This window comes from Streptomyces sp. NPDC002566 (assembly GCF_042889585.1).
Classification (GTDB): domain Bacteria; phylum Actinomycetota; class Actinomycetes; order Streptomycetales; family Streptomycetaceae; genus Streptomyces.
The window spans coordinates 81138-106346 of sequence record NZ_JBIARD010000012.1; the positions used below are offsets into that span (position 1 = coordinate 81138).

Below are 25209 nucleotides of genomic sequence, written 5' to 3' on the forward strand. Positions count from 1 at the left end.
TCATGAAGCCCGTGCCCCATGCGACATCGCTACGCCGTGCGCCCGTGCAGCGGCGCAGTGCCGAACGCCTGACCAGGATTCTCGACGCCTGCGCCGACCTCCTCGACGAGGTCGGCTACGACGCCCTGAGCACCCGCGCCGTCGCCCAGCGCGCCGGCGTCCCCATCGGCTCCGTCTACCGCTTCTTCGGGAACAAGCGGCAGATGGCCGACGCCCTCGCCCTGCGCAACCTGGAGCGCTACGCCGAACGCGTCACCGAGCGCCTCAAGGACGCCCGGCGAGGCGGCGACCCCCGCTCCGGCGAGGCCGGGAGCAAGGGGGACTGGCGGGCCGCCATGGACGCCGTGCTCGACGAGTACCTGGCCATGAAGCGCACCGCGCCCGGCTTCTCCCTCGTCGACTTCGGCAACCAGATTCCCGTCGGCTCCCGCGCCGAACCCAACCACCGCGTCGCCGACCGCCTCACCGACCTGCTCTCCGACTACCTCGGCCGTGAGCCCGACGACGATCTCCGACGGGTCTTCCTGATCGCCGTGGAGACCGCGGACACCCTCGTCCACCTGGCCTTCCGCATGGCCCCCGAAGGGGACGAGAAGATCATCGAGGAGGCCCGGGAGCTGCTGCGGGCCTATCTGGCGCGGGCGCTGGACTGACGGGCGGGCGCGCCCGCCGCGTGGACGTGACGCACGGACGGCGGCGAGCGGCCGGCGCCAGGGCCTCCCCACCGTCCATACCGGTCGGTATGCTCACGCGGAAACGGCACCGCTGCCCCCGGGAGGACCCGTGTCCCGCACCGCCCTGCGAATCTGCCCACTGTGCGAGGCCACCTGCGGGCTGACGCTCACCCTCGACGGACCCCGGGTCACCGGCGCCCGCGGGGACCGCGAAGACGTGTTCAGCAAGGGATTCATCTGCCCCAAGGGCGCCGCCTTCGCGGCCGTCGACGGCGACCCCGACCGGCTGCGCACCCCGCTCGTCCGCCGCGACGGCGAACTGCGCGAGGCCACCTGGCAGGAGGCCTTCGACGCCGTCGCCGCCGGCATCCGCACGGTCGTCGACGCCCACGGACCGAACGCCGTCGGCGTCGTCCTCGGCAACCCCAACGTGCACACCGTCGCCGGCGCGCTCTACCCGCCGGTCCTCCTCGCCGGGCTCGGCACCCGCAGCGTGTTCACCGCCTCCACGGTCGACCAGATGCCCAAACACGTCTCCAGCGGGCTGCTCTTCGGTGACGCGAACGCCATCCCCGTGCCGGACCTCGACCACACCGACCACCTGCTGCTCATCGGCGCCAACCCCCTGGAATCCAACGGCAGTCTGTGCACCGCGCCCGACTTCCCCGGCAAACTCAAAGCCCTCAAGGCCCGCGGCGGCACCCTCACCGTGATCGACCCGCGCCGCACCCGCACCGCGCGCCTCGCCGACCGGCACATCGCGATCCGGCCCGGCACCGACGCCCTGCTGCTCGCCGCCATGGCCCACACCCTCTTCGCGGAAGACCTCACCCGGCCCGGCGAGTTGACCCCGCACCTCCAGGGCCTCGACGAACTCCGGGACGCCCTCGCCGACTTCACCCCCGAAGCCGTCGCCGACGCCTGCGACGTGGACGCCGGCGCCATCCGCGCCCTCGCCCGCGAACTCGCCGCCGCGCCCGCCGCCGCCGTGTACGCCCGCATCGGCAGCTGCACCGTCCCCCACGGCACCCTCGCCAGCTGGCTCGTCGACGTCCTCAACATCCTCACCGGCAACCTCGACCGGCCCGGCGGCGCCCTCTTCCCGCAGGCCGCCACCGACAAGACCCCCCGGCCCGCCGGACCCGGCCGGGGCTTCGCCCTCGGCCGCTGGCACTCCCGCGTCAGCCGGCACCCCGAGGCCAAGGGCGAACTGCCGCTCTCCGCACTCGCGGAGGAGATAGACACCGCCACCGAGGACGGCACACCGATCCGGGCGCTGATCGCCGTGGCCGCCAACCCGGTGCTCTCCGCACCCGACGGCGACCGCCTCGACAAGGCGCTCGGCTCCCTCGACTTCATGGTCAGCGTCGACCCCTACCTCAACGAGACCTCGCGCCACGCCCACGTCGTCCTGCCGCCGCCCCCGCCCTCCCAGAGCCCGCACCACGACTTCGCCTTCAACACCCTGGCCGTCCGCAACCAGGTCCGCTACAGCCGCCCCGCCGTCCCGCTGGAGGCCGGCCGCATGGCCGAGAGCGAGATCCTCGCCCGGCTCGTCCTCGCCGCGACCGGCATGCACGGCGCCGAGCCGTCCGCCGTCGACGACCTGGTCATCGGCCAGACCCTCGGCAAGGCGGTCACCGAAGCGCACTCACCCGTGCACGGCCGCGACCCGCTCGACCTCGCGGCACAGCTCACCGGCGAGAGCGGCCCCGAACGCCGGCTCGACATGATGCTGCGCCTCGGCCCCTACGGCGACGGCTTCGGCGCCCGCCCCGACGGGCTGAGCCTGGCCAGGCTGCTGGAACACCCGCACGGCATCGACCTCGGACCGCTCCGACCCCGCCTGCCCCAGCCGCTGAAGACCGCCGGCGGACGGATCGAACTGCTGCCCGCGCCCATCGCCGGCGACCTGCCCCGGCTGCGCGCCGCGGCGGCGGAGCGCCCCACCGGGCTCCTCCTCGTCGGACGCCGCCACCTGCGGTCCTACAACAGCTGGATGCACAACGTGCCCGCCCTCACCGGCGGCACCAACCGCTGCACCCTGCACCTGCATCCCGAGGACGCCGAACGCCTGGGCGTCCGCGACGGCGACCCGGTGCGCGTCAAGGGCGCCGGGGGAGAGGTGACCGCCCCGGCCGAGGTCACCGACGCCGTGCGCACCGGCGTCGTCAGCCTCCCCCACGGCTGGGGGCACGACCGCCCCGGCACCCGGCTGAGCCACGCCTCCACCGACCCCGGCGTCAACGTCAACCAGCTTCTCGACGGCAGCCTCCTGGACCCCCTGTCGGGCAACGCGGTCCTCAACGGCGTCCCCGTCGAGGTCGCCCTGATGACCGAAAAGGTCATGCCGCTGACCTGAGCAAAGCTGTGACCAGGACTTCTGCGCTTATTGCTCGCACATCAACGTCTTGTTAACACCGGTTGAACGGTCCTAACGTCGACGCACCGCCGACCCCCAGGTGGGATGTTCAAGGGCGAACGTTAGGTATCCACTCATGCTGACCATCCTCGGCTTCGCCATGATCGCGACCTTCCTGGTCCTGATCATGATGAAGAAGATGTCGCCGATCGCGGCGCTCGTTCTGATCCCGGCGCTCTTCTGCGTCTTCGTCGGGAAGGGCGCCAAGCTCGGTGACTACGTCATCGACGGCGTCACCAGCCTCGCCCCCACCGCGGCGATGCTCATGTTCGCGATCGTCTACTTCGGTGTGATGATCGACGTCGGCCTCTTCGACCCGATCGTGCGGGCCATCCTGAAGTTCTGCAAGGCGGACCCGCTCCGCGTCGTCGTCGGCACGGCGCTGCTCGCCGCGATCGTCTCCCTCGACGGCGACGGCTCCACCACCTTCATGATCACCGTCTCGGCGATGTACCCGCTGTACAAGCGCCTGAAGATGAGCCTGGTCGTGATGACCGGTGTCGCCGCGATGGCCAACGGCGTGATGAACACGCTGCCCTGGGGCGGACCGACGGCCCGCGCCGCCACCGCCCTCAAGCTCGACGCCAGCGACATCTTCGTGCCGATGATCCCGGCGCTCGCCGTGGGCCTGCTGTTCGTCGTCGCGCTCTCCTACGTCCTCGGCCGCCGCGAGCGCAAGCGGCTCGGCGTGCTGACCCTGGACGACGTCCTGGTCGAGGACAAGCCCGGCTTCGTCAAGGACCAGGCCGCGGCGAAGGTCGAGGAGAAGGAGACCGAGGCGGTCCTCGTGGGCGCCGGCGCGGGCGGCTCCGCCGACGCCAAGTCCCCTGCGCTCAGCGGCGGTTCGGGCTCCGGCACGGACGCCGACGCGGACGACGACCGGCCGCAGGAGACCTTCGCGGCCCTCGACCCCGCACGCCCCACCCTGCGCCCCAAGCTGTACTGGTTCAACGCGCTGCTCACCGTCGTGCTGCTCACCGCCATGATCATGGAGTGGCTGCCGATCCCGGTGCTGTTCCTGCTCGGCGCGGCGCTCGCGCTCACCGTCAACTTCCCCCACATCCCCGACCAGAAGGCCCGGCTCGCCGCCCACGCCGACAACGTCCTCAACGTCTCCGGCATGGTCTTCGCCGCCGCCGTCTTCACCGGCGTCCTCCAGGGCACCGGCATGGTCGACCACATGGCCAAGTGGATGGTGGGCGTCATCCCCGACGCGATGGGCCCGCACATGGCCCTGGTCACCGGTGTGCTGAGCCTTCCGCTCACCTACTTCATGTCCAACGACGGCTTCTACTTCGGCGTCCTGCCGGTTCTCGCCGAGGCGGGCGCGGCGCACGGCGTCACCCCGCTGGAGATGGCCCGTGCCTCCCTCGTCGGCCAGCCGCTGCACATGTCCAGCCCGCTCGTCCCGGCCGTCTACGTCCTGGTCGGCATGGCCAAGGTCGAGTTCGGCGACCACACCCGCTTCGTGGTCAAGTGGGCGGCACTCACCTGCCTGGTGATCCTGGGCGCGGGAATGCTGTTCGGCATCATCTGATCCACGTCAGCTCTCCTCGGGAGGAAGAACCATGGGGCCCGGTGGGAACCGCGGCTGGCTGCTCCGCCTCGTCATCGCCTTCGGCTTCGCGCAGGGGGCGGTGTCGATGGCCCGGCCCGCCGTCTCCTACCGGGCCCTCGCGCTGGGCGCGGACGAGCGTGCGGTCGGCGTCATCGCCGGCGTCTACGCGCTGCTTCCGCTGTTCTTCGCGGTCCCGTTGGGGCGCCGCACCGACCACGGCCGGTGCGCGCCCCTGCTGCCGGTCGGCGTGGTCCTCATCTCCGGCGGCTGCGCGCTGAGCGGCGTCGCCGGCTCACTGGCGACGATGGCCCTGTGGAGCGGGGTGATGGGCCTCGGGCACCTCTGCTTCGTCATCGGCTCGCAGTCGCTGGTCGCCCGCCAGTCCGCCCCGCACGAACAGGACCGCAACTTCGGCCACTTCACCATCGGGGCGTCCCTCGGCCAGCTGGTCGGACCGATCGCGGCGGGCGCCCTGATCGGCGGCCACGACATGGCCCGCACCAGCGCGCTCGCCCTGCTGGTCGCGGGCGCGGGAGCCGCCGTCGCGTTCACCTCGCTGTGGCGCATCGAGCGGCGCGACACCGCGGCCGCCTCCCGCGCCGAGCGCGGGGACCGGGTGCCGGTGGGCCGGATCCTGAGCGCCCGGGGGGTGCCCGGGGGCATCCTCGTCAGCCTGTCGGTGCTGTCGGCGACGGACATCCTCACCGCCTACCTGCCGGTGGTGGGCGAACAGCGCGGTATCGCGCCGACCGTCGTCGGCCTGCTGCTCAGTCTGCGCGCCGCGGCGAGCATCGCCTGCCGGCTGGTGCTCACCCCGCTGCTGCGGCTGCTCGGGCGGCGGGCGCTGCTCACGGTGACCTGTCTGCTGGCGGCGCTGCTGTGCGCGGGGGTCGCGCTGCCGACGCCGGTGTGGGTGCTGGCCGTGATGCTCGCGGTGCTGGGGTTCTGCCTCGGGGTGGGGCAGCCGTTGTCGATGACGACGGTGGTGCAGGCCGCGCCGGAGGGGGCGCGCTCCACGGCGCTGGCGCTGCGGTTGACCGGGAACCGCCTGGGTCAGGTGGCCGCGCCGGCCGGCGCCGGGCTGATCGCGGGCGCGGCGGGGGTCGCCGCACCGTTCGTGATGCTCGGCGGGTTGCTGCTGCTGTCCTCCGGGGTCGCCCTGCGGTCGGCCCCGGCCGAGGCCCCGGCGGGGGACCGGGAGGCGGCCGGAGCGGCCCGCGCGGCGGAGGACGGACGCACGGCGCGGCGTTGAGGGACGCCGTCCCGATTGGGCCGAGCGAGGGAAATGTGACGGTGTGTCGGGCGAAGTCGGGGGCCGGCGGGGCCCGGGTGTGAAAGAGAGTCAGATGAAAGCGCGATTTGTATGAAAATCGTCTGACTCGGAGGAACGTCCATGTCCAGCATGATGCTCCCGTCCGCGGCCGGCACCCGCCTCGGCGTCACGGCCCTCGCGGTGCTCGGCGCCGCCGGGGCCACCTGGCTCGCGGCCCCCACCGCCGTCGCCGCACCCGGAGACGGCGCCGACATCCGGATCCACAACGAGCGCGTGCCCTTCGGAGTGTCGAAGGACGACCCCGTCGTCTGCCGCTTCTACCTCGACGCCGCCAACTTCGGCGAGCTGACGACCGTCGCCTACACGATCGAGGCGCAGCCCCCGCTGCCCACCGCCGCCACGGTCACCGGCAGCATCACCCTCGCCGGCGGCGCCGGTCACACCGACACGCTGGGCCTGGCCGACGGCCAGTACCGGCTCACCTGGACCGTCGTGGGCGGCAGCGGCCCGCGCGAGAAGGTCTTCCGGGTCAACTGCGACGCCAATGGCCAGAACGCGGCCGGCGGCCAGGGCAACGGTCCGCAGGGCAACGGTCCGCAGGGCAACGGCCCGCAGGGCAACGGCCCGCAGGGCAACGACAACGCCAACGCCAACGGCGGCGGCAACGGCGGCGGCCGGGGCGAGGACCCCGGCAGCCCGATCTCGGACAGCGGCCAGGGCGGACACTCCTCCGGCGGTCCCAAGGGCGGCGTCCACGCCGGTGGCGGCGGTCTCTTCGACACCATGGAGGCGTACACCCCGCTGAGCGCGGCCGCCGCCGTGGGCGCGGTCGTCGTCGGCGGCGCCGCGTACGTCCGGATGTCCCGCCGTCGCTCGCATGGTGCCGCGTAGGCGCCGACGCAGGCCCTGGTACCGGACCCGCCTCTACCGCCTCACCAGGACGGCCGTCATCGCGGCCGTCCTGGTGACGGCGGGGGTCCAGTGCGGCGGCCCCTCCCAGCCGGCCACCCCGGCAGCGGGGGCCGACGCACGCCCCGAGGCCGGGGGGTCCGGGGCGGACTCCTCGACGTCCCCGCCCCGCCCGCTCCCCAGGTCCAGGGCCACCACCCTGCGTGTGCCCTCACTCGGAATCGACGCCCCGGTCGTCCCCCTGCGGCTCGGTCCCGGCCGGGAACTGGGGACCCCACCGCTCGACAAGCCCAAGGTCGTCGGCTGGTACGCGGACGGTCCCAGCCCCGGCGAGCGGGGCACCGCCGTCGTCGTCGGCCACCGGGACACCAAGACCGGCGCCGCCGTCTTCGCCGCCCTGCACCGCGTCAAGGCCGGCGGGCGCATCGAGGCCCGGCGCGCCGACGGCCGTACCGCCGTCTACACCGTCGACCGGGTCAGGATCTTCGACAAGGCCCGCTTCCCCGACAAGGAGGTCTACGGCCCCCGCAAGCGTCCCGAGCTGCGGCTGCTCACCTGCGGCGGCCTCTTCGACCGCAAGACCGGCTACTCCAGCAACGTCGTCGTCTTCGCCCACCTGACGGCCACCCGCTGATCCGTCCCCCCGGTCCGCAGTACCACCTCCCCGGCCGGCTGTCCCCCGCGCCGCCCCTGTCCCTCGCCCTGTCCCTTTCCCTTCCCGAGCCCCGCTCGTGCCCCCTTGATGTCCCGCTCGTGTCACCGTGAGGCGTCGCACCCGGGCGCCTCTGGCGCCCAAAAACTATCGACGCTAGTTTAGGGCGCGGACGACGAGGACCGCCCGGAGGGAAGCACGATGAAGGCACACGACGGCATCTACCTCGACGGCGCCTGGCGCCCCGCCGCAGGCCAGGACGTGATCGAGGTCGTCGACCCGGCCGACGAGCGGGTGATCGCCACGGTCCCGGCGGGCACCGCCGAGGACGTCGACGCCGCCGTGCGGGCCGCGCGCGCCGCCCTCCCGGCCTGGGCCGCGACCCCGCCGGCCGAGCGGGCCGCGCGTCTGGCCGCCCTGCGGGACGCGCTGGCCGCCCGCAAGGACGAGATCGCCGAGACCGTCACCGCCGAACTCGGCTCCCCGCCGGCCTTCTCCCAGGCCGTCCACGCGGGCCTGCCGATCGCGGTCGCCGGCTCCTACGCCGAACTGGCCACCACCCACCCCTTCGAAGAGAAGGTCGGCAACTCGACCGTCTTCCACGAGCCGATCGGCGTGGTCGGCGCCATCACCCCCTGGAACTACCCGCTCCACCAGATCGTCGCCAAGGTAGCCCCCGCCCTGGCGGCGGGCTGCACCGTCGTCCTGAAGCCGGCCGAGGACACCCCGCTCACCGCCCAGCTCTTCGCCGAGGCCGTCGACGAGGCCGGCGTCCCCGCCGGTGTGTTCAACCTCGTCACCGGCCTCGGCCCGGTCGCCGGGCAGGCCCTCGCCGAACACCCGGGCGTCGACCTGGTCTCCTTCACCGGATCCACCGCCGTCGGCCGCCGCATCGCCGCCACGGCCGGCGCGGCGATCAAGAAGGTCGCCCTCGAACTCGGCGGCAAGTCCGCCAACGTCATCCTCCCGAGCGCCGACCTGGCCAAGGCCGTCAACGTCGGCGTCGCCAACGTCATGTCCAACTCCGGCCAGACGTGCAGCGCCTGGACCCGCATGCTCGTCCACCGCGACCACTACGACGAGGCCGTCGAGCTGGCCGCGGCGGCCGCCGCCAAGTACGGCGACCGCATCGGCCCGCTCGTCAACGCCAAGCAGCGCGAACGCGTGGTCGGCTACATCGAGCAGGGCGTCGCCGAAGGGGCCAGGCTGGTCGCCGGCGGAGCCGAATCCCCGCGCGAGCGGGGCTACTTCGTCAGCCCCACCGTCCTCGCCGACGTCACGCCCGAGATGACCGTCGCGCAGGAGGAGATCTTCGGCCCGGTCCTGTCGATCCTGCCCTACGACGACGAGGAGGACGCCCTGCGCATCGCCAACGGCACGATCTACGGCCTCGCCGGCGCGGTCTGGGCCGGCGACGAGGCGGAGGCGGTCGCCTTCGCCCGCCGGATGGACACCGGACAGGTCGACATCAACGGCGGCCGCTTCAACCCGCTCGCGCCCTTCGGCGGTTACAAGCAGTCCGGCGTCGGCCGCGAACTCGGCGCGCACGGCCTCGCCGAGTACCTCCAGACCAAGTCCCTCCAGTTCTGAGGAGCCCTCACATGGTTCGAGCAGCCGTTCTGCCCGCCGTGGGCGCACCCCTGGAGATCACCGAGATCGACCTTCCGGACCCCGGCCCCGGACAGGTCCGCGTGCGGCTCGCCGCCGCCGGCGTCTGCCACTCCGACCTCTCCCTGTCCAACGGCACCATGCGCGTCCCCGTCCCGGCCGTCCTCGGCCACGAGGGCTCGGGGACGGTCGTCGCCGTGGGCGAAGGGGTCGCGCACCTCGCGCCCGGAGACGATGTCGTCCTCAACTGGGCCCCCTCCTGCGGCAACTGTCACGCTTGCTCGCTCGGTGAGGTCTGGCTGTGCGCCGACGCGCTGAGCGGATCCGCCGACGTGTACGCCCGCACCGCCGCCGGCGTCGACCTCCACCCCGGCCTCAACGTCGCCGCGTTCGCCGAGGAGACGGTCGTCGCCGCCTCCTGCGTCCTGCCCCTGCCCGACGGCGTCCCGCTCACCGACGCCGCGCTCCTCGGCTGCGCGGTCCTCACCGGCTACGGCGCCGTCCACCACAGCGCGCGCGTGCGGGCCGGTGAGACGGTCGCCGTGTTCGGCGCCGGGGGAGTGGGCCTCGCGACCCTCCAGGCGGCCCGGATCGCCGGCGCTTCGACGATCGTCGCCGTGGACGTCTCCCCGGAGAAGGAGGACCTCGCCCGCGCCGCCGGCGCCACCGACTTCGTCGTCGCCTCCGCCGACACCGCCCGCGAGATCCGCGCGCTCACCGGCAAGCAGGGCGTCGACGTGGCCGTCGAGTGCGTGGGCCGCGCGAGCACCATCCGCGCGGCCTGGGACTCCACCCGGCGCGGCGGGCGTACCACGGTCGTCGGCATCGGCGGCAAGGACCAGCAGGTCACCTTCAACGCCCTGGAGATCTTCCACTGGGGCAGGACCCTCTCCGGCTGCGTCTACGGCAACTCGGACCCGGCGCGGGACCTGCCGGTGCTGGCCGAGCACGTCCGGGCGGGCCGCCTGGACCTGGGCGCACTGGTCACCGAACGCATCGCGCTCGAGGGGATTCCGGCGGCCTTCGCCAACATGCTCGCGGGCAAGGGCGGCAGGGCGCTGGTGACGTTCTGAGCCCGAGTCTGCCCGGAGCGCCCCACGGGTGCTCCGGGCAATCTTCGTACACGACCGTTGACCCCATACCGTCCGGTCAGTATGTTCCCGGGAACGTCCCCACCGCACCCATCGGAGTGTGCACGCATGGACACGTTCCCCACCGATCGACCCGCCACCGTGACCGCCGCGCCGACCCCCCATCGCCGCCGTGTGGCCACCGCCGCCGCCCTCGCCTCCGCCGTCGAGTGGTACGACTACTTCGTCTTCGGCATCGCCGCCGCCCTCGTCCTCGGCGACCTCTACTTCCCGGCGGGCAGCCCCACCGCCGGGGTCCTCGCCTCCTTCGCCACCTTCGCCGTCGGCTTCCTCGCCCGCCCGCTCGGCGGCATCGTCGCCGGCCACCTCGGCGACAAGCGCGGCCGCAAGCCGATGCTCGTCCTCGCGCTCACGCTCATGGGCGTGGCCACCACGGGCATCGGCCTGCTGCCGACGTACGACACGATCGGCGTCGCCGCCCCGGTCCTGCTGGTCACCCTGCGCGTCGTCCAGGGGCTCGCGGTCGGCGCCCAGTGGGGCGGCGCGATGCTCCTGGCCACCGAGTACGCCCCCGAGGGCAAGCGCGGTGTCTACGGCAGCGTCGTCCAACTCGGCGTCCCCATCGGCGTGGTGACCGCCAACAGTGTGTTCCTGCTGGCCGGCGCCTTCACCACCGACAGCGCCTTCGCCGCCTGGGGCTGGCGGATGCCCTTCCTCGTCGGCCTGTTCGTCCTCGTGCTCGCCTGGTACATCCACACCCGCGTCGAGGAGACGCCCGCCTTCCGGGAGGCGGAGCGGGCGCTCGCCGAGAAGGAGAAGTCGGAGCGCGGCTCGCCCCTGCGCACGGTCCTGCGCGACCACCTCGGCACGGTCCTCCTGGCCGGCGGCTCCTTCGCCGTGAACACCGCGACCTTCTACATCCTCATCACCGGCGTCCTCGACTACACCACCCGCGAACTGGGCATGAACCGCGGCGCCGTCCTCACCGTCTCGCTCTGCGTCAGCCTCACCCAACTGGTGCTGATCCCGGCCTCCGCCGCGCTGTCCGACCGCGTCGGCCGCATCAGGATCTACGCGTTCGGCGCGGTCGGCATCGCGGTGTGGGCCGTACCGCTGTTCCTGCTGGTCGACACCGGGTCACTGCTGTGGCTCGCGGTCGGCACGTTCGTCGCGAGCTGCTTCCTGAGCATCATGTACGGCCCCCAGGCCGCCCTGTTCGCCGAACTGTTCACGCCCGAGATGCGCTACACCGGCGCCTCCCTCGGCTACCAGATCGCCGCCGTCGGCGGCGGCGGACTCGCGCCGTTCGTCATGGTCCTTCTCCTGGAGGCGACGGGCACGTCGATGTCGGTCGCCGCCTACATCGTCGGCCTCTCGGTGATCGCGCTCGTCTCCATCAAGGTCCTGTCCGACAGGGCCCGTTCACGCTGACTCCTCCAGTCGCTCCGGCCGCGGCTCCACCGCCGCGGCCTCGGGCGCCCGCCGGGCCCGCGACCGCGACACCGCGACCCCGGCCAGGCACAGCGCCCCGCCCGTCAGCGTGAGCGGCCCCGGCACCTCACCCAGGGCCAGCCACGACATCAGGACGACCAGCGCGGGCACCGCGTACGTCGTCGCGCCCATGCGGCTGGCGGTCGTACGGGCGAGGGCGTACGCCCAGGTGGTGAAGGCGAGCGCGGTCGGGAAGACGCCCAGGTAGACCATGTTCAGCGTGGCCGGCACCGGGGCCTTCGCCGCCTCGCTCACCAGCTGCCCGGCGAACGGCAGGCAGAGCACCGCCCCGACCAGGCACCCGAACGTCGTGACCTGCAGCGCGCTCGCCCGCCCCAGCGCCGGCTTCTGCGCCACGACTCCGGCGGCGTACGCGATCGCCGCCAGCAGACACAGCGCCACCCCGAGCACAGAGGAACCGCCGTTCCCCGACATCGACAACCCCACCGTCACCGCACCGGCGAACGACACCGCCATCCCGGCCAGCAGCCGCGGCGGCATCGCGTCACCCAGGAAGCGCGCGCCGAGCAGGGCGATCAGGATCGGCCCGATGTTCACCACCAGGGCCGCCGTTCCCGCGTCGACCTGCTGCTCGCCCCAGTTCAGGACCACCATGTAGAAGCCGAACCAGAGCACCCCCGATATCCCGATCCCGCGCCACGCCGATCGCGGCGGCCACCCCTCCCGCCGTACGAGGCAGATCACCCCCAGCGTCAGGGCCCCGGCCAGCAGTCGGCCGAGGGCCAGCGCGCCCGGCGAGTAGGCGTCGCCCGCGCTGCGGATCGACACGAACGCCGAGGCCCACAGCACCACGGTGACGGCGGCCGCACCGGCCGCGAGCAGTTCCGTACGACGTGGGGAGTGCATCATGCTCCAGAGGCTAGGGAAGAGAAGGGGCGAGGTCTCGCGGATTTCGGACAGGGCGAGCGGCGGCTACCTCAGCGCGGCCCGGTCGACGCCCAGCAGTTCGTTCAGCGCGCGTTCTCCCGACGCCGTCACCCGCACCGCGCGCTCGGAGCCGATGCGTTCGCACCACCCCGAGTCGAAGACGTGCCGGCACAGGGCGGCCCCCGCCACCCCGGCGAGGTGGGGTCGGCGCTCCGTCCAGTCGAGGCAGGCGCGGGCCAGCGGCCGCCGGCCCGTGCGGTCGAGGGCGATGCCCGCGCCGTCGAACCACCGCAGCCCCGCCCGGGTCAGCGCGAACCCCGTCTCCTGGAGCAGCAGCCCGCGCGCGGTGAGCGCGTCGGTGACCGCGATGCCGAGCCGCCCGGCGAGGTGGTCGTAACAGGTGCGGCCGCGTGCCAGCGCCGAGCCCACGCTCGACGCCCGCAGACCGCGGGGTGCGGCGACGGCGTCGGGGGCGACCTGGGCGGCCAGGTCCTCCACCAGCTGGGCGACCCGGGCGTCGGCCAGCCGCACGTACCGGTGCCGCCCTTGCCGCTCCTCGGCGAGCAACCCGCCCGCGACGAGCTTGCCCAGGTGCTCGCTCAACGTCGACGCGGCGACCCCCGCGTGCCGCGCCAGCTCACCGGCGGTCCACGCCCGCCCGTCGAGCAGCGCCAGCAGACACGCGGCCCGTGTCTCGTCGGCGAGCAGCCCCGCCAGCCGGGCCAGCAGCGGAGCCCGCGCATCCCTGGTGGTCATGCCTCCCAGCATGCGACACGGACGCTTCGGCGCCGGCCGAAGTGTGTGCGGTCGGGGCTATGCGCCGCGCCGCACCTGCTCGTACTGCTGGGCCAGCCCGTCCAGCAGCGCGGTGAGCCCCGTCTCGAAGGCGCGTTCGTCGATCTTCTCCTGCTGGTCGGCCAGCAGATGGGCCTGCCCGAGGTGCGGGTAGTCGGCCGGGTCGTACGCGCCGGCGTCGCCGACGAAGCCGCCCGCGAAGGAACCGAGCGCGGAGCCCATGATGAAGTACCGCATCAGCGCGCCGATCGAGGTGGCCTGCGCGGGCGGCCAGCCGGCGTCGACCATCGCGCCGTACACCGCGTCCGCGAGCCGCAGCGCGGCCGGACGGCGGCCGGGGCCGCGGGCCAGGACCGGCACGATGTTGGGGTGGTCGCGCAGGGCGGCCCGGTAGGAGACGGCCCAGTCGTGCAGGGCGGTCCGCCACTCCCGGCCGTCCTCGAACATCGCCAGGTCCACCTGGGCGCTCACCGAGTCGGCGACGGCCTCCAGGATCTCGTCCTTGGTCCGGAAGTGGTTGTAGAGCGAGGGCCCGCTCACGCCGAGCTCGGCGGCGAGCCGCCGGGTGGAGACGGCCGCCAGGCCCTCGGCGTCCACCAGCGCGCGGGCCGTCACGACGATGCGGTCGGTGCTCAGCAAGGGCTTGCGCGGTCGGGCCATGGCGCACATAGTAGGGCGGACACAGGAAACTAGCAGTGCTAATTAAAGGGTGGGTGTCGCGTCATGCGTCTGGGGCTCAGCGAGGAGCAGGAGGCCGTCCGGCGGCTCGCCCGGGACTTCGTGGAGCGCGAGATCGCCCCGCACGCCGCAGCCTGGGACCGTGCCGAGGAGGTCGACCGGGGCATCGTGAAGAAGCTCGGCGAGGTCGGCTTCCTGGGGCTGACGATCGACGAGGAGCACGGCGGCTCGGGCGGCGACCACCTCGCGTACTGCCTGGTCACGGAGGAGCTCGGCCGCGGTGACTCCTCGGTCCGCGGGATCGTGTCCGTCTCCCTCGGCCTGGTCGCCAAGACGATCGCGGCCTGGGGGAACGAGGAGCACAAGCGGCGCTGGCTGCCGGGGCTGACCTCGGGCGCGTACGTCGGCTGCTTCGGCCTGACCGAGCCCGGCACCGGCTCGGACGCCGGGAACCTCACCACCCGCGCGGTCCGCGACGGCGACGACTTCGTCATCGACGGCACGAAGATGTTCATCACCAACGGCACCTGGGCCGACGTCGTGCTGCTCTTCGCGCGCTCCACCGACGCCCCCGGCCACAAGGGCGTCTCCGCGTTCCTCGTCCCCGCCGACACCCCCGGCCTGACCCGCCGCACCCTGCACGGCAAGCTCGGCCTGCGCGGCCAGGCCACCGCCGAACTGGTCCTTGACGGCGTCCGGGTGCCGGCCTCCGCGCTGCTCGGCGAGGAGGGCAAGGGCTTCTCCGTCGCCATGTCGGCCCTCGCCAAGGGGCGGATGTCGGTCGCGGCGGGCTGCGTCGGCATCGCCCAGGCCGCGCTGGACGCGGCCGTGCGGTACGCGGGAGAGCGCGAGCAGTTCGGAAAGAGCATCGCCCACCACCAGCTCGTCCAGGAGCTGATCAGCGACATCGCGGTCGACGTGGACGCCGCCCGGCTCCTCACCTGGCGGGTCGCGGACCTGATCGACCGCGGGCGGCCCTTCGCCGTGGAGTCCTCCAAGGCCAAGCTGTTCGCCTCGGAGGCCGCCGTCCGCGCCGCCAACAACGCCCTCCAGGTCTTCGGCGGTTACGGCTACGTCGACGAGTACCCGGCGGGCAAACTGCTGCGCGACGCGCGGGTGATGACCCTCTACGAGGGCACCAGCCAGATCCAGAAGCTCCTGATCGGGCGGGCGCTGACCGGGGTCTCGGCGTTCTGAGTAGGTTCTGAGTACGTGCGCGGATGTGGCGCGCGCCACGCCCGGACGATGCTGTGGCCATGAGTGACACACCGGTCAAGCAGCAGAGCACCGCCGCGTTCTACGGCCAGGCGGTCGCGTCCTTCGCGGTCGCCATGGCGGCCACGGCCATCGGCATCTTCCGGCTGAACGCCGACGCCTGGGTGCGCGGCTTCCTGGCCATCGCCGTGCTGTACCTGGTCACGTCCGCCTTCACCCTGGCCAAGGTGATCAGGGACCGCCAGGAGGCGGGGGCGATCGTGAGCCGGGTCGACCAGGCGCGGCTGGAGAAGCTGCTCGCGGAGCACGACCCCTTCGAGAAGCTCTGAGGGGCTCGCCCGGCCCGCGAGGGATTCCCCTACGCCTGAGGGCTTCCGAGCGGCGGCGCTAAGCGGCCGCTCAGCTTCAGCGGTATGGTGTAGCTCCGGTAGCGAGAGGGGCGAACCAGCGATGAGTACGGCGGAGGAGACGGCCGGCGGCGACGTCGAGCCGTGGGAAGAGGTCACCCCTGACGCGGCCCGGCGACTGCTCGTCGCCGCCGTGGAGGCCTTCGCCGAGCGCGGCTACCACGCGACCACCACCCGCGACATCGCGGGCCGCGCGGGCATGAGCCCGGCCGCCCTCTACATCCACTACAAGACCAAGGAAGAGCTGCTGCACCGCATCAGCCGCATCGGTCACGACCGCGCGCTGGACATCCTGCGCACGGCCGCGAACGGCGACGGCGACGCGACGCGGCGGCTCGCGGACGCCGTGAGCTCCTTCGTCCGGTGGCACGCCGGGCGGCGCACCACCGCGCGGGTCGTGCAGTACGAACTGGACGCCCTCGGCCCCGACGCCCGCGCCGAGATCCTCGACCTGCGCCGGCAGGTCGACGCGCAGGTGCGCGGGATCATCGAGGACGGCGTGGCGGCCGGCGAGTTCGACGTGCTGGACGTGCACGGCACGACCCTCGCCGTGCTGTCGCTGTGCATCGACGTGGCCCGCTGGTTCAACGTGGACGGCCCGCGCACGCCCGACGAGGTCGGCGCGCTGTACGCCGACCTCGTGCTGCGGATGGTGGGCGCGGCGAAGTAGCCGCCGGCGGCGGCCCGTTCCCCTCTAGAGGTAGTACCGGGACACCGACTCCGCGACGCACGCCGGCTTGTCCCCGCCCTCGCGCTCCACGGAGAAGGCGACGGTGAGCTGGACGCCGCCGGGCACCTCGTCCACCGCGGTGATCGTCGCGGTGGCGCGCAGCCGGGAGCCGACCGTCACGGGGGAGGGGAAACGGACCTTGTTCGTCCCGTAGTTGACGCCCATCTTCACGTTCTCGACGGAGATCAGCTGCGGCCCGAACAGCGGCAGCAGCGACAGCGTCAGGTACCCGTGCGCGATGGTGGTCCCGAACGGCCCGGCGGCGGCCTTCTCCGGGTCCACGTGGATCCACTGGTGGTCGCCGGTGGCCTCGGCGAAGAGGTCGATCCGCTTCTGGTCGACCTCCACCCAGTCCGTGTACCCCAGCTGCTCGCCCACCGCAGCCTTCAGCTCGTCGACGGACGTGAAGATCCTCGGCTCAGCCATGTCCCGGCCTCTCGTGTGACGTCTAAGCGACTGCTTAGCATGGTCGGCGGCGGGGTCGGTGTCAACGGATCGAGGAGGCGAGCCGACCGGTCTGCCTGATCGGTAGTCTCTGAGGGGTGCCCCAGATACCCGAGAAGATCCACGAGCTCACGGTCGGCCAGCTCGCCGCCCGCAGCGGCGCCGCCGTCTCCGCGCTGCACTTCTACGAGGCCAAGGGGCTGATCAGCAGCCGCCGCACACCGGGCAACCAGCGCCGCTACCATCGCGACACGCTGCGGCGCGTGGCCTTCGTGCGGGCCGCCCAGCGGGTGGGCATCCCGCTGGCCACGATCCGCGAGGCGCTCGCCGAACTGCCCGAGGAGCGCACGCCGACCCGCGAGGACTGGGCCCGCCTGTCGCAGGCCTGGCGGGCCGAACTCGACGAACGCATAAGGCAGCTGAACCGTCTGCGCGACCACCTCACCGACTGCATCGGCTGCGGGTGCCTGTCCCTGCACACCTGCGTCCTCTCCAACCCGAACGATGCCTTCGGCGAACGGGCGGCGGGGTCACGGCTGCTGACGGAGAAGCCCGGCGCGGGAGGGGCCCGGTAGGCGCCTGCCCGGCGGTGTTGGTGCGGCTTGTGTGCGGCTGGTCGCGCAGTTCCCCGCGCCCCTGGGTTGGGTGGGTCGCCTCGGTCTCAAGTCGCGCCTAGCCGCGGGCAGTCGTGCCGCTGGGCGGCACGGGTGGGCGCGGCGGCACCTCGGCAGCGCCGGGTTCCGCGACTCCGCCCGGCCCGCGACGACCCACGGTCACCTACCCCCCCGGTCACCTCTACTCGTACTCCGTTCCACCCTTCCGCGTCAGATACGCCGCGCTCACCGCCTTCGCGATCGCGCGGCCGCCGGTCACCGTGCTGTACCGCTCGACAGCGGGACGGATCACCACGCCCTCCCGCAGATGCAGCTCCCGCCCGGACACCGTCTCGCGCCCGCTCGCCAGCTCCAGCACCCGCTCACTGTCGTACGGCCCCTCGAGCAGCCGTGGTACCAGAGGCAGTTCACCGTCCAGCAGCTCCACCACCTCCCCCGGGTCCAGCCACCGCACCACGCCCCCGACCTCCACGGAGACGTCGAACGCGGCGTACCCGAGACTCTCCCGCCGCCCGTCCGCGCCGTACGCCAGATCCTGCACGCCCGCCCCGTACACCTCGCCGAAGATCCCGACCCGCCGCGCGCCGAGCCGCTCGGCGATCCCGGCCGCCGCCTCCGCCACGCCGTGCCCCCGTACGGCACGCCAGTACAGGTTGCGCGGATCCTCCTTCAGCGCCAGCGACTTCCCGCCGAAGCCCTTGGAGGAGACGTGCACCCGCCCCTCGTCCGCGACATACGTCAGCAGGCACGCCGACCCGTGCAGCTTCTCCGTCAGGACCACCGGCTCACCCGGAGCGAAAATGTCCGGATAGCGCTGGACGTTCTCGATGTCGACCCAGGGCAGCAGCTCGGACGCGACCTCGACCTCGCCGCTCATCGTCGGCGGGATCGGCGGCACCCACTTGGTGATGCCCAGCCGCTCCGCGAAGTCGGTCCCCGCCTCCGCCGCCCGCTCCAGGTCGACGTCGGCCAGCGCCGCGGGCCGGCACACGATCCCCTGCGACAGCTCGCCCCGCAGGCGGACCGCCTTGACCCGGTCCGCCTTGCTCCCGGCCAGCCGCCCGGTCAGCCCCAGCTCCTCGATCAGGGAGGCCGGCAGCACCGCCTGCTCGGGGATGTAGAGCGCGGCGTCCCCGGTGCGGTACGCCCCCTTGGCGACGACCGCGCCGTACAGGCCCACCTGGGCCAGTTCGAGGGCGTCGGCGTTGGGGTGCTCGTGGACGGTCAGCACTTCGGCGGTGACGCGCAGCGTCGACATGAGGGGGCTCCTTCAGGGCCTCAGACGGGTCTCATCCCTCCCGACTGTCCTCATGACAAAGCGCTGGAGCGACCGGATTAGCGGCTGGTACCGTCACCAGCCGTCGCATCGCCCCGCGCCGCCCACGGCGGAACAGGGGTGCGCCACACCCTCGCTGCGCACCCCGTGCCGTACACGCGCCGTGCTCCCGGACAGCCACCGGCTCGCGCCGGCGGCCGGTTCTCACGCCGACATCAGCAGCCGTCCCCGCCTCGCGTACGCCAGCGCCTCGGCGGTGAGGACCGGGCGGGGGACGAGTATGCCGCAGTCCGTGCAGACCGGGCCGGAGGACGGTTCGTGGTCCAGGTCGTACTTCCACTGGAGCCGCGCCCCGCCGCACACCGGACAGGCGGAGCCCGGCTCGCGCTCCAGGGCGGTGATCAGCCGGCGCAGCACCTCGGCCAGCGGCTCACGGGGATGCACCCGCGGGTCGTCGCACCACGCCACGCCGAAACCGCCCCAGGTCATCCGGTGCCAGTCGTCCACGGTGCCCGGCCGGCGCAGCCCGTCGTACTTCTCCTTCCTGCGGCGCTCGGCGAACTCGACCTCGTAGGCCAGCCACACCGCCCGCGCCTCCTCCAGCTCGTCCAACGCGGCCACGAGCCGCGCAGGATCGGGGGAGCGGTCCTCGGGGCCGAACCCGGCCCGCGAGCAGAGATGGTCCCAGGTCGCCCTGTGCCCGTAAGGAGCGAACCGCTCCAGGCACTTACGCAGTGAGTAACGCCGCAGCGCCAGATCGCACCGCGCGTCACGCACCTGTCTCGCCAGACTCCGAAAACCGGCCATCGCCTTGCACCTCCGTCACATCTGCACCTGCACTTCGGTCACTTCGGCGTTCGTCGCGCTCGGACTTCGCGCACCGTCCGCGAGGACTTCGCGCGGCATCGCCGAATAGACGTATCGACAAGCGATTCGGCTCCCTTCGGTTCCATCCGATCCGCGATGCCGCCCATGAGCTTGATGAGGCGACTTCGAAACATGACGCATGTTCATCTTCAATACCGGGGATACCGGCGGTAACCTTCCGGCCATCCCCTCGCTAGGAGTTGCCGATGCCACGGCGAATCCCATGCACCGCTCCCGTCAGACTGAGAACTCCCGGCAGATTCCCCGGGTTCCTGAAGACCGCATCCGTATGCGCCCTGATTGCCGGTCTTTTGACGCCATTTTCCGTCGGGACCGCTCGCACGGCGTCCGCGGCCGAGCTCACGGCCGTGAACGACCACTGCGGCGCGCAGTGCTCCGACATCCTGCCGCCCGGGCAGAACGGCAACGCCACCCTCGCCCAGATCCTGCTCAACCAGGCCTTCGGCGCCCAGCCGGCGCACGCCGAGGACCAGCTCGGGCCCTACGCCAACCTGGCCAAGGGATATCCGGCGCTGACCGACCAGACGATCAACACGTTCTTCAACGACGCGTCGTTCGGGGTCCCCGCCGATCAAGTCGCCTCCACCGTGAAACCCGCCGGCCGCGGCGATGTCACCATCGTCCGCGACAAGAAGACGGGCGTACCGCACATCACCGGCACCACCAGATACGGCACCGAGTTCGGCGCCGGATATGCCGCCGCCGAGGACCGGCTGTGGCTCATGGACGTGTTCCGGCACGTCGGTCGCGGTCAACTCACCTCCTTCGCCGGCGGCGCCGCCGACAATCAGGGCCTTGAACAGCAGTTCTGGCGGAACGCCCCGTACACCGAGGCCGATCTCCAGGCCCAGATCGACAACGCGGTCGCCGTGAACGGCGCCCGCGGACAGTTGGCGCTCGCCGACGCGAACGCCTATCTCGCCGGGGTCAACGCCTATATCGACGCCTCCGACAGCGGCCGCTACTTCCCCGGTGAATACGTGTTGACCGGGCACAAGGACTCAATCACCAACGCGGGCTCCATCGCCCACTTCAAGATCACCGACCTGGTGGCCCTCGGCTCGGTCATCGGCGCCCTCTTCGGCTCCGGCGGCGGCGGCGAGGTCAACAACGCGATCTCCCTGCTCGCCGCGCAGCAGAAGTACGGCGTCGAACAGGGCACCAGGGTCTGGGAGTCGTTCCGCGAACGCAACGACCCCGAAGCCGTCCTGACCGTCCACGACGGCAAGAGCTTCCCCTACGCAGCCAAGCCGGAGAACCCCCAGGGCCAGGCCCTCCCCGACGCCGGCTCGGTCGTCGAGGAACCCCTCGTGTACGACCGCACCGGCGCCGCCGCCGCGCCCACCGCGGCGACCGCCTCCGCCACGGCCGCCGCCACCGCCTTCAGCTCCGCCCGGCGCGGCATGTCCAACGCCCTCGTCGTCAGCGGCGACCACACCGCCAGTGGCCACCCCGTCGCCGTCTTCGGCCCCCAGACCGGCTACTTCGCCCCCCAACTCCTGCTCCTGCAGGAGCTCCAGGGCCCCGGCATCAGCGCCCGCGGCGCCTCCTTCGCCGGCCTGAGCATGTACGTCGAACTCGGCCGCGGCCAGGACTACTCCTGGAGCGCCACCACCTCCGGCCAGGACATCATCGACACCTACGCCGTCGAGCTGTGCCAGGACGATTTCCACTACCTCTACCGCGGCGCCTGCACCGCGATGGAGAAGATCGAGCAGAAGAACGCCTGGAAGCCCACCACGGCCGACAACTCCCCGGCCGGCTCGTACACGATGCGCGTCTGGCGCACGAAGTACGGCCCCGTCACCCACCGCGCGACCGTGGGCGGCAAGAAGGTCGCCTACACCACCCTGCGCTCGTCCTACTTCCACGAGGCCGACTCCATCATCGGCTTCCAGATGCTCAACGACCCCGACTACGTGACGGGACCCGAGTCCTTCCAGAGCGCGGCGCAGCACATCAACTACACCTTCAACTGGTTCTACGCCGACTCCGAGCACACCGCGTACTACAACAGCGGCGACAACCCGGTGCGCGCCGCCGGCGTCGACGCGGAGTTCCCGGCGTGGGCGCAGCCCGCGTACGAGTGGCGCGGCTGGAACCCGGCGACCAACACCGCCTCCTACACCCCGCCCTCGCAGCACCCCAACTCCGTCGACCAGGACTACTACATCTCCTGGAACAACAAGCAGGCCCAGGACTACACGACCGCGCCCTGGGGCGACGGCTCCGTGCACCGCGGGAACCTGCTGGAGACCCGGGTGAAGAAGCTCGTCCAGGCCGGCGGCGTCACCCGCGCCTCCCTGGTCAAGGCGATGGCGGACGCGGCTCTAGCCGACCTGCGCGCCGAGGACGTCCTGCCCGACCTGCTGAAGGTGATCAACAGCGCGCCGGTCACCGACACCGCGGCCGCCGCGGCGGTGGGCAAGCTCCAGGCCTGGCTGACCGCCGGCGGCAAACGCACCGAGACGACGGCCGGTTCGAAGACGTACGCGAACGCCGACGCCGTCCGCATCCTGGACGCCTGGTGGCCGCTGCTGGTGAAGGCCCAGTTCGAACCCGGCCTCGGCGCCGGCCTGTACACGGCGTTCACCGCCGACCTGCCCGTGGACGAGCCCCCTTCGGCGGCGCACGGCCCGACCGGCGCCCACGCCGGCAGCTCCTTCCAGTACGGCTGGTGGAGCTACGTCGACAAGGACCTGCGGGCCGTGCTCGGCGAGCCGGTGAAGGGCCCGCTGGCGCAGAAGTACTGCGGCGGCGGCAGCCTGAGCGTCTGCCGCGACGCCCTCCTCACCTCCCTGAAGGAAGCGGCGGGCCGTACGGCGGCCCAGGTCTACCCCGGCGACGCCCTGTGCGCGGCCGGCAACCAGTGGTGCGCCGACTCGATCGTGCAGCGCACCCTCGGCGGCATCAAGCACGGCAACATCAGCTGGCAGAACCGTCCCACCTACCAGCAGGTGGTGGAGTTCACCTCACACCGCTGACCCGCCCGAGGCGGGCCGTGTCTCAACGGACGCGGCCCGCCGACAGCACCAGCCGCGCCAGTTCGGGGTGCACGATGTCGCTGTGCGCCCCGGACGGCGGCCCGCCCCGGCGGACCACCTCCGCCACGTCCACGTTCACGCAGCCCGACGCCGGCAGCGGACCGGCCAGCGCCTCCGCGAGCGTGCACGCGCGCGTACCCGGCACCGCCCGCACACCTCCGTACCCCATCGCACCCCACTTGGCCCCGGACACCCCGCCGAACCCGAACTCCCCGCCGAACTCCAGCTCGCCGGCCGCCCCGACTCCCGCTACGGTCCCGGCCGCTCCGGGCTCACCGGCCGCTCCCGGCTCGTCCGCCGCCGCGAACTCCTCGGCCGCCCCGCGTTCGTCGCCCGCCATCCGGGAGGCCAGCGGGTAGATCGTGCCGAGCGCCGAGTCGTAGCGGGAGTGACAGCACACCAGCGGCCCGTCCACCCGGCTCTGCCGGCCGTTCAGCGCACCGCCCGCGCGCGCGTCGTGCGGGAGCCGCGCGGCGAACGCGTAGTGCGAGAACGCCGCCTGAAGCAGCGTCACCGACTTCACCGCGCGCACCCCTTCCGGCAGCCCCCGCAGCGCGAACGACACCAGCCGCCCGCCGAAGCTGTGCCCCACGAGGTGCACCCGCACCTGCGGCGCCGCACCGGCCAGCCGTCCGGCGAGCGGTCCGAGTCCCCGCTCGCCGACCGTGCCCGCCCGCCGCTTCATCGCATAGTACGTGGCCTGCCGCAGCAGTTCGTGCGCGCCGTCCCACGGGTTCGGCATCGAGAACCCGGCCGCCCCCGAGCCGCTTTCCATCAGGGCCAGCGCCCGCGCGAAGTCCTCGCAGACCTCCGCCGTCGGCGCGTGCAGCATCAACGGCGCTTCCTGCGGCGCGCCCCCGGTCAGGACGTCCGCCGCGCACGACTCCTGCGGCCCCGACGGCGCGGCCGCCACCAGCAGCCGCACCAGACGCCCGAACTCCTCCAGCCCGGCGTCCCCCGGCGGCCGCAGCTCCAGCAACCCCGCGATCCGCTCGACCACGGCCGCCCGGCCCGGGAACGTCACCAGCAACGCGTCCCGCGTGTCCTCCTCCAGCGCCGGGCGCCGCGCCGGCCCGGCGGCGACGGAGGAGCGCGGCAGATCGGGGATCGGCTCGTCGGAGAACCGCATCGACGGCCACACCACACCCACGTACCCGAGCCTCGCCGCCGGGGCGAGCCGGGGGAACGGCGCGAAGAAGCGGCTGTAGAGCGCGGTCGCGCCCGAGCGGTCGTTGTTCCAGCCGTGCGCGAAGACCACCAGGTCCCGCACACCCTGCCGGACCACCCCGGCCAGCAGCCGGTCCCGCTGCCCGCCGTCGACGTCTCCGTCGGCGTCGAAGGTCACCTCCCAGTAGGGAACCACGCTCATCGAACTCGTCGCGCCGGTCGCCGCATCCGCCATCACAGGCCCCCTTGCCCCGCAGCGTGCGCCAGGTGAGCGCATCGTCCTGCCAACGGCGGCGGTTGGCCAGACGTCACGGCGGCACCCGTACGGCGTAATACCCTTCTCCCTGACATACCGACCGGTTAGTCTGGCAGCCGTAGGGGAGCCGGAGCCGTGCCGAGGGAGACCGATCGTGGAAGCCGTGCAGGGTGCTGGAGTCGTCGTCACCGGCGCGGGAGGCGGCATAGGCGCCGCCCTCGCCCGGAGGTTCGCCGCCGAGGGCGCCCGGGTCGTCGTCAACGACCTCGACGCGGACCGGGCGAAGGCGGTCGCCGACGAGATCGGCGGCATCGCGGTGCCGGGCGACGCCTCCGGGATCGTCGCCGAGGCACGCGACGCCCTCGGCGGCACGGTCGACGTCTACTGCGCCAACGCCGGCGTCGCCTCGGGCGGGTCCGAGGCCGCCGAGGAGGCCGTCTGGGCCCTCGCCTGGGACGTCAACGTCATGGCGCACGTCCGCGCGGCCCACGCCCTGCTCCCGCACTGGCTGGAGCGCGGCCGGGGCCGGTTCGTCTCCACGGTCTCCGCCGCAGGCCTGCTCACGATGATCGGCGCGGCCCCCTACAGCGTCACCAAGCACGGCGCGTACGCCTTCGCCGAATGGCTGTCGCTGACCTACCGCCACCGCGGCGTCAAGGTCCACGCGATCTGCCCCCAGGGCGTCCGCACCGACATGCTGGACGCCACCGGCACCGCCGGCGACCTGGTGCTGAAACCGACCGCGATCGAACCGAAGGACGTCGCGGACGCCCTGTTCAAGGGCATCGAGGAGGACCGCTTCCTCATCCTGCCCCACCCTGAGGTCTCCGGGTACTACGAGGCGCGCGCCGCCGACCCCGACCGCTGGCTGACCAACATGAACCACCTCCAGCAGAAGTGGGAGGCCGCCGGATGACCCCGTCCGGCCACCGCGGGAGGAGGGGCCACCCGCCTCCGCCCGGCGCCGACACGGACCCGGATGCACCGGCGGTCCACCGCAAGGAGAGACTGGCCGCCTGCAAGTACCCGCGGCAGGCGGAGGTCCTGCCCGGCTCGCCCAGGGCGGCGAGTGGGAAGATCCTCCGTCGGGAACCGCGTTCCCGCGCGCACGACAGCCAGTAAGGCAGAC

The 25209-nt window shown here is 72.7% G+C and carries 22 protein-coding genes; 15 read left to right on the plus strand and 7 right to left on the minus strand.

The genetic code is table 11. The features are described from left to right. The first annotated feature begins 2 nt into the window (after positions 1 to 2). From ACFYXA_RS33615 to ACFYXA_RS33655, 9 genes are all read left to right on the plus strand, one after another. Positions 3 to 653, plus strand: coding sequence for a TetR/AcrR family transcriptional regulator (locus ACFYXA_RS33615; RefSeq protein WP_352247932.1), 651 nt, complete (start codon positions 3 to 5; stop codon positions 651 to 653). 130 nt (positions 654 to 783) lie between these two features. Next, a complete protein-coding gene (locus ACFYXA_RS33620; protein WP_389040103.1) occupies positions 784 to 3036 on the plus strand; it encodes a molybdopterin oxidoreductase family protein in 2253 nt (750 codons plus the stop codon). Positions 3037 to 3172: 136 nt separating this feature from the next. Next, a complete protein-coding gene (locus tag ACFYXA_RS33625; protein ID WP_389040106.1) occupies positions 3173 to 4633 on the plus strand; it encodes a CitMHS family transporter in 1461 nt (486 codons plus the stop codon). A gap of 31 nt (positions 4634 to 4664) precedes the next feature. Continuing rightward, the gene (locus ACFYXA_RS33630) at positions 4665 to 5906 is read left to right on the plus strand and encodes an MFS transporter (protein ID WP_352247926.1); all 1242 of its coding nucleotides are present in this window, start codon (positions 4665 to 4667) and stop codon (positions 5904 to 5906) included. Between the two features lie 141 nt (positions 5907 to 6047). Continuing rightward, positions 6048 to 6818: a hypothetical protein gene (locus ACFYXA_RS33635; protein ID WP_389040111.1), complete on the plus strand. Its 771-nt coding sequence runs from the start codon at positions 6048 to 6050 to the stop codon at positions 6816 to 6818. Then, positions 6805 to 7470 carry a class F sortase gene (locus tag ACFYXA_RS33640; protein WP_352247924.1) on the plus strand — a complete coding sequence of 222 codons (666 nt, stop codon included), beginning with the start codon at positions 6805 to 6807 and terminating at the stop codon, positions 7468 to 7470. The genes ACFYXA_RS33635 and ACFYXA_RS33640 overlap by 14 nt, the downstream gene beginning before the upstream one ends. Before the next feature lie 219 nt (positions 7471 to 7689). Beyond that, entirely contained in the window at positions 7690 to 9078 is a 1389-nt protein-coding gene (locus tag ACFYXA_RS33645) for an aldehyde dehydrogenase family protein (RefSeq protein WP_352247922.1), read from the plus strand. An 11-nt stretch (positions 9079 to 9089) separates the two neighbouring features. Next, a complete protein-coding gene (locus tag ACFYXA_RS33650) occupies positions 9090 to 10169 on the plus strand; it encodes a Zn-dependent alcohol dehydrogenase (RefSeq protein WP_389040116.1) in 1080 nt (359 codons plus the stop codon). Positions 10170 to 10295: 126 nt separating this feature from the next. Beyond that, a complete protein-coding gene (locus ACFYXA_RS33655; RefSeq protein ID WP_389040119.1) occupies positions 10296 to 11618 on the plus strand; it encodes an MFS transporter in 1323 nt (440 codons plus the stop codon). On the opposite strand, the gene ACFYXA_RS33660 is transcribed toward ACFYXA_RS33655, so the two are convergent. The 3 genes from ACFYXA_RS33660 to ACFYXA_RS33670 form a co-directional block, all read right to left on the minus strand. Continuing rightward, positions 11610 to 12545, minus strand: a complete 936-nt coding sequence (locus ACFYXA_RS33660) for a DMT family transporter (RefSeq protein ID WP_389040229.1) — start codon at positions 12543 to 12545, stop codon at positions 11610 to 11612. The genes ACFYXA_RS33655 and ACFYXA_RS33660 overlap by 9 nt on opposite strands. Positions 12546 to 12611: 66 nt before the next feature. Next, positions 12612 to 13322 carry an ArsR/SmtB family transcription factor gene (locus tag ACFYXA_RS33665; protein ID WP_389040122.1) on the minus strand — a complete coding sequence of 237 codons (711 nt, stop codon included), beginning with the start codon at positions 13320 to 13322 and terminating at the stop codon, positions 12612 to 12614. 57 nt (positions 13323 to 13379) lie between these two features. After that, positions 13380 to 14021: a TetR/AcrR family transcriptional regulator gene (locus ACFYXA_RS33670; protein WP_351097531.1), complete on the minus strand. Its 642-nt coding sequence runs from the start codon at positions 14019 to 14021 to the stop codon at positions 13380 to 13382. Positions 14022 to 14084: 63 nt separating this feature from the next. On the opposite strand from ACFYXA_RS33670, the gene ACFYXA_RS33675 reads away from it, so the two are divergent. From ACFYXA_RS33675 to ACFYXA_RS33685, 3 genes are all read left to right on the plus strand, one after another. Then, positions 14085 to 15236 carry an acyl-CoA dehydrogenase family protein gene (locus ACFYXA_RS33675; protein ID WP_352247913.1) on the plus strand — a complete coding sequence of 384 codons (1152 nt, stop codon included), beginning with the start codon at positions 14085 to 14087 and terminating at the stop codon, positions 15234 to 15236. A 59-nt stretch (positions 15237 to 15295) separates the two neighbouring features. Further along, complete coding sequence (locus ACFYXA_RS33680; protein ID WP_130444115.1) at positions 15296 to 15583, plus strand: YiaA/YiaB family inner membrane protein; 288 nt, start codon at positions 15296 to 15298, stop codon at positions 15581 to 15583. Positions 15584 to 15704: 121 nt separating this feature from the next. Then, positions 15705 to 16331 carry a TetR/AcrR family transcriptional regulator gene (locus tag ACFYXA_RS33685; RefSeq protein WP_130444117.1) on the plus strand — a complete coding sequence of 209 codons (627 nt, stop codon included), beginning with the start codon at positions 15705 to 15707 and terminating at the stop codon, positions 16329 to 16331. A 24-nt stretch (positions 16332 to 16355) separates the two neighbouring features. Here ACFYXA_RS33685 and ACFYXA_RS33690 read toward each other — a convergent pair whose 3' ends face one another. Next, the gene (locus ACFYXA_RS33690; RefSeq protein ID WP_389040129.1) at positions 16356 to 16817 is read right to left on the minus strand and encodes a MaoC family dehydratase; all 462 of its coding nucleotides are present in this window, start codon (positions 16815 to 16817) and stop codon (positions 16356 to 16358) included. Between the two features lie 116 nt (positions 16818 to 16933). On the opposite strand from ACFYXA_RS33690, the gene soxR reads away from it, so the two are divergent. Further along, the gene (gene soxR / locus ACFYXA_RS33695) at positions 16934 to 17410 is read left to right on the plus strand and encodes a redox-sensitive transcriptional activator SoxR (protein WP_389040132.1); all 477 of its coding nucleotides are present in this window, start codon (positions 16934 to 16936) and stop codon (positions 17408 to 17410) included. 220 nt (positions 17411 to 17630) lie between these two features. Here soxR and ACFYXA_RS33700 read toward each other — a convergent pair whose 3' ends face one another. After that, a complete protein-coding gene (locus ACFYXA_RS33700; protein ID WP_389040135.1) occupies positions 17631 to 18707 on the minus strand; it encodes an RNA ligase (ATP) in 1077 nt (358 codons plus the stop codon). 222 nt (positions 18708 to 18929) lie between these two features. After that, the gene (locus ACFYXA_RS33705; protein WP_352247906.1) at positions 18930 to 19532 is read right to left on the minus strand and encodes a hypothetical protein; all 603 of its coding nucleotides are present in this window, start codon (positions 19530 to 19532) and stop codon (positions 18930 to 18932) included. A 266-nt stretch (positions 19533 to 19798) separates the two neighbouring features. Here ACFYXA_RS33705 and ACFYXA_RS33710 point away from each other — a divergent pair, with 266 nt between their 5' ends. Next, positions 19799 to 22597, plus strand: coding sequence for a penicillin acylase family protein (locus ACFYXA_RS33710; protein ID WP_389040139.1), 2799 nt, complete (start codon positions 19799 to 19801; stop codon positions 22595 to 22597). 22 nt (positions 22598 to 22619) lie between these two features. Here ACFYXA_RS33710 and ACFYXA_RS33715 read toward each other — a convergent pair whose 3' ends face one another. Continuing rightward, positions 22620 to 24059 carry a serine-threonine protein kinase gene (locus tag ACFYXA_RS33715; RefSeq protein ID WP_389040142.1) on the minus strand — a complete coding sequence of 480 codons (1440 nt, stop codon included), beginning with the start codon at positions 24057 to 24059 and terminating at the stop codon, positions 22620 to 22622. A gap of 172 nt (positions 24060 to 24231) precedes the next feature. Between ACFYXA_RS33715 and ACFYXA_RS33720 the strand changes: the two genes are divergently transcribed. After that, positions 24232 to 24996, plus strand: coding sequence for an SDR family oxidoreductase (locus ACFYXA_RS33720; RefSeq protein ID WP_389040233.1), 765 nt, complete (start codon positions 24232 to 24234; stop codon positions 24994 to 24996). Positions 24997 to 25209: the final 213 nt, after the last annotated feature.

What these genes read in the sequence shown, in the direction of transcription:
- ACFYXA_RS33615 (WP_352247932.1), top strand. Translation starts at nt 3, where the DNA reads ATGAAGCCCGTGCCCCATGCGACATCGCTACGCCGTGCGCCCGTGCAG.
- ACFYXA_RS33625 (WP_389040106.1), top strand. Translation starts at nt 3,173, where the DNA reads ATGCTGACCATCCTCGGCTTCGCCATGATCGCGACCTTCCTGGTCCTG.
- ACFYXA_RS33630 (WP_352247926.1), top strand. Translation starts at nt 4,665, where the DNA reads ATGGGGCCCGGTGGGAACCGCGGCTGGCTGCTCCGCCTCGTCATCGCC.
- ACFYXA_RS33635 (WP_389040111.1), top strand. Translation starts at nt 6,048, where the DNA reads ATGTCCAGCATGATGCTCCCGTCCGCGGCCGGCACCCGCCTCGGCGTC.
- ACFYXA_RS33640 (WP_352247924.1), top strand. Translation starts at nt 6,805, where the DNA reads ATGGTGCCGCGTAGGCGCCGACGCAGGCCCTGGTACCGGACCCGCCTC.
- ACFYXA_RS33645 (WP_352247922.1), top strand. Translation starts at nt 7,690, where the DNA reads ATGAAGGCACACGACGGCATCTACCTCGACGGCGCCTGGCGCCCCGCC.
- ACFYXA_RS33650 (WP_389040116.1), top strand. Translation starts at nt 9,090, where the DNA reads ATGGTTCGAGCAGCCGTTCTGCCCGCCGTGGGCGCACCCCTGGAGATC.
- ACFYXA_RS33655 (WP_389040119.1), top strand. Translation starts at nt 10,296, where the DNA reads ATGGACACGTTCCCCACCGATCGACCCGCCACCGTGACCGCCGCGCCG.
- ACFYXA_RS33660 (WP_389040229.1), bottom strand. Translation starts at nt 12,545, where the DNA reads ATGCACTCCCCACGTCGTACGGAACTGCTCGCGGCCGGTGCGGCCGCC.
- ACFYXA_RS33665 (WP_389040122.1), bottom strand. Translation starts at nt 13,322, where the DNA reads ATGACCACCAGGGATGCGCGGGCTCCGCTGCTGGCCCGGCTGGCGGGG.
- ACFYXA_RS33670 (WP_351097531.1), bottom strand. Translation starts at nt 14,021, where the DNA reads ATGGCCCGACCGCGCAAGCCCTTGCTGAGCACCGACCGCATCGTCGTG.
- ACFYXA_RS33675 (WP_352247913.1), top strand. Translation starts at nt 14,085, where the DNA reads ATGCGTCTGGGGCTCAGCGAGGAGCAGGAGGCCGTCCGGCGGCTCGCC.
- ACFYXA_RS33680 (WP_130444115.1), top strand. Translation starts at nt 15,296, where the DNA reads ATGAGTGACACACCGGTCAAGCAGCAGAGCACCGCCGCGTTCTACGGC.
- ACFYXA_RS33685 (WP_130444117.1), top strand. Translation starts at nt 15,705, where the DNA reads ATGAGTACGGCGGAGGAGACGGCCGGCGGCGACGTCGAGCCGTGGGAA.
- ACFYXA_RS33690 (WP_389040129.1), bottom strand. Translation starts at nt 16,817, where the DNA reads ATGGCTGAGCCGAGGATCTTCACGTCCGTCGACGAGCTGAAGGCTGCG.
- ACFYXA_RS33700 (WP_389040135.1), bottom strand. Translation starts at nt 18,707, where the DNA reads ATGTCGACGCTGCGCGTCACCGCCGAAGTGCTGACCGTCCACGAGCAC.
- ACFYXA_RS33705 (WP_352247906.1), bottom strand. Translation starts at nt 19,532, where the DNA reads ATGGCCGGTTTTCGGAGTCTGGCGAGACAGGTGCGTGACGCGCGGTGC.
- ACFYXA_RS33710 (WP_389040139.1), top strand. Translation starts at nt 19,799, where the DNA reads ATGCCACGGCGAATCCCATGCACCGCTCCCGTCAGACTGAGAACTCCC.
- ACFYXA_RS33715 (WP_389040142.1), bottom strand. Translation starts at nt 24,059, where the DNA reads ATGGCGGATGCGGCGACCGGCGCGACGAGTTCGATGAGCGTGGTTCCC.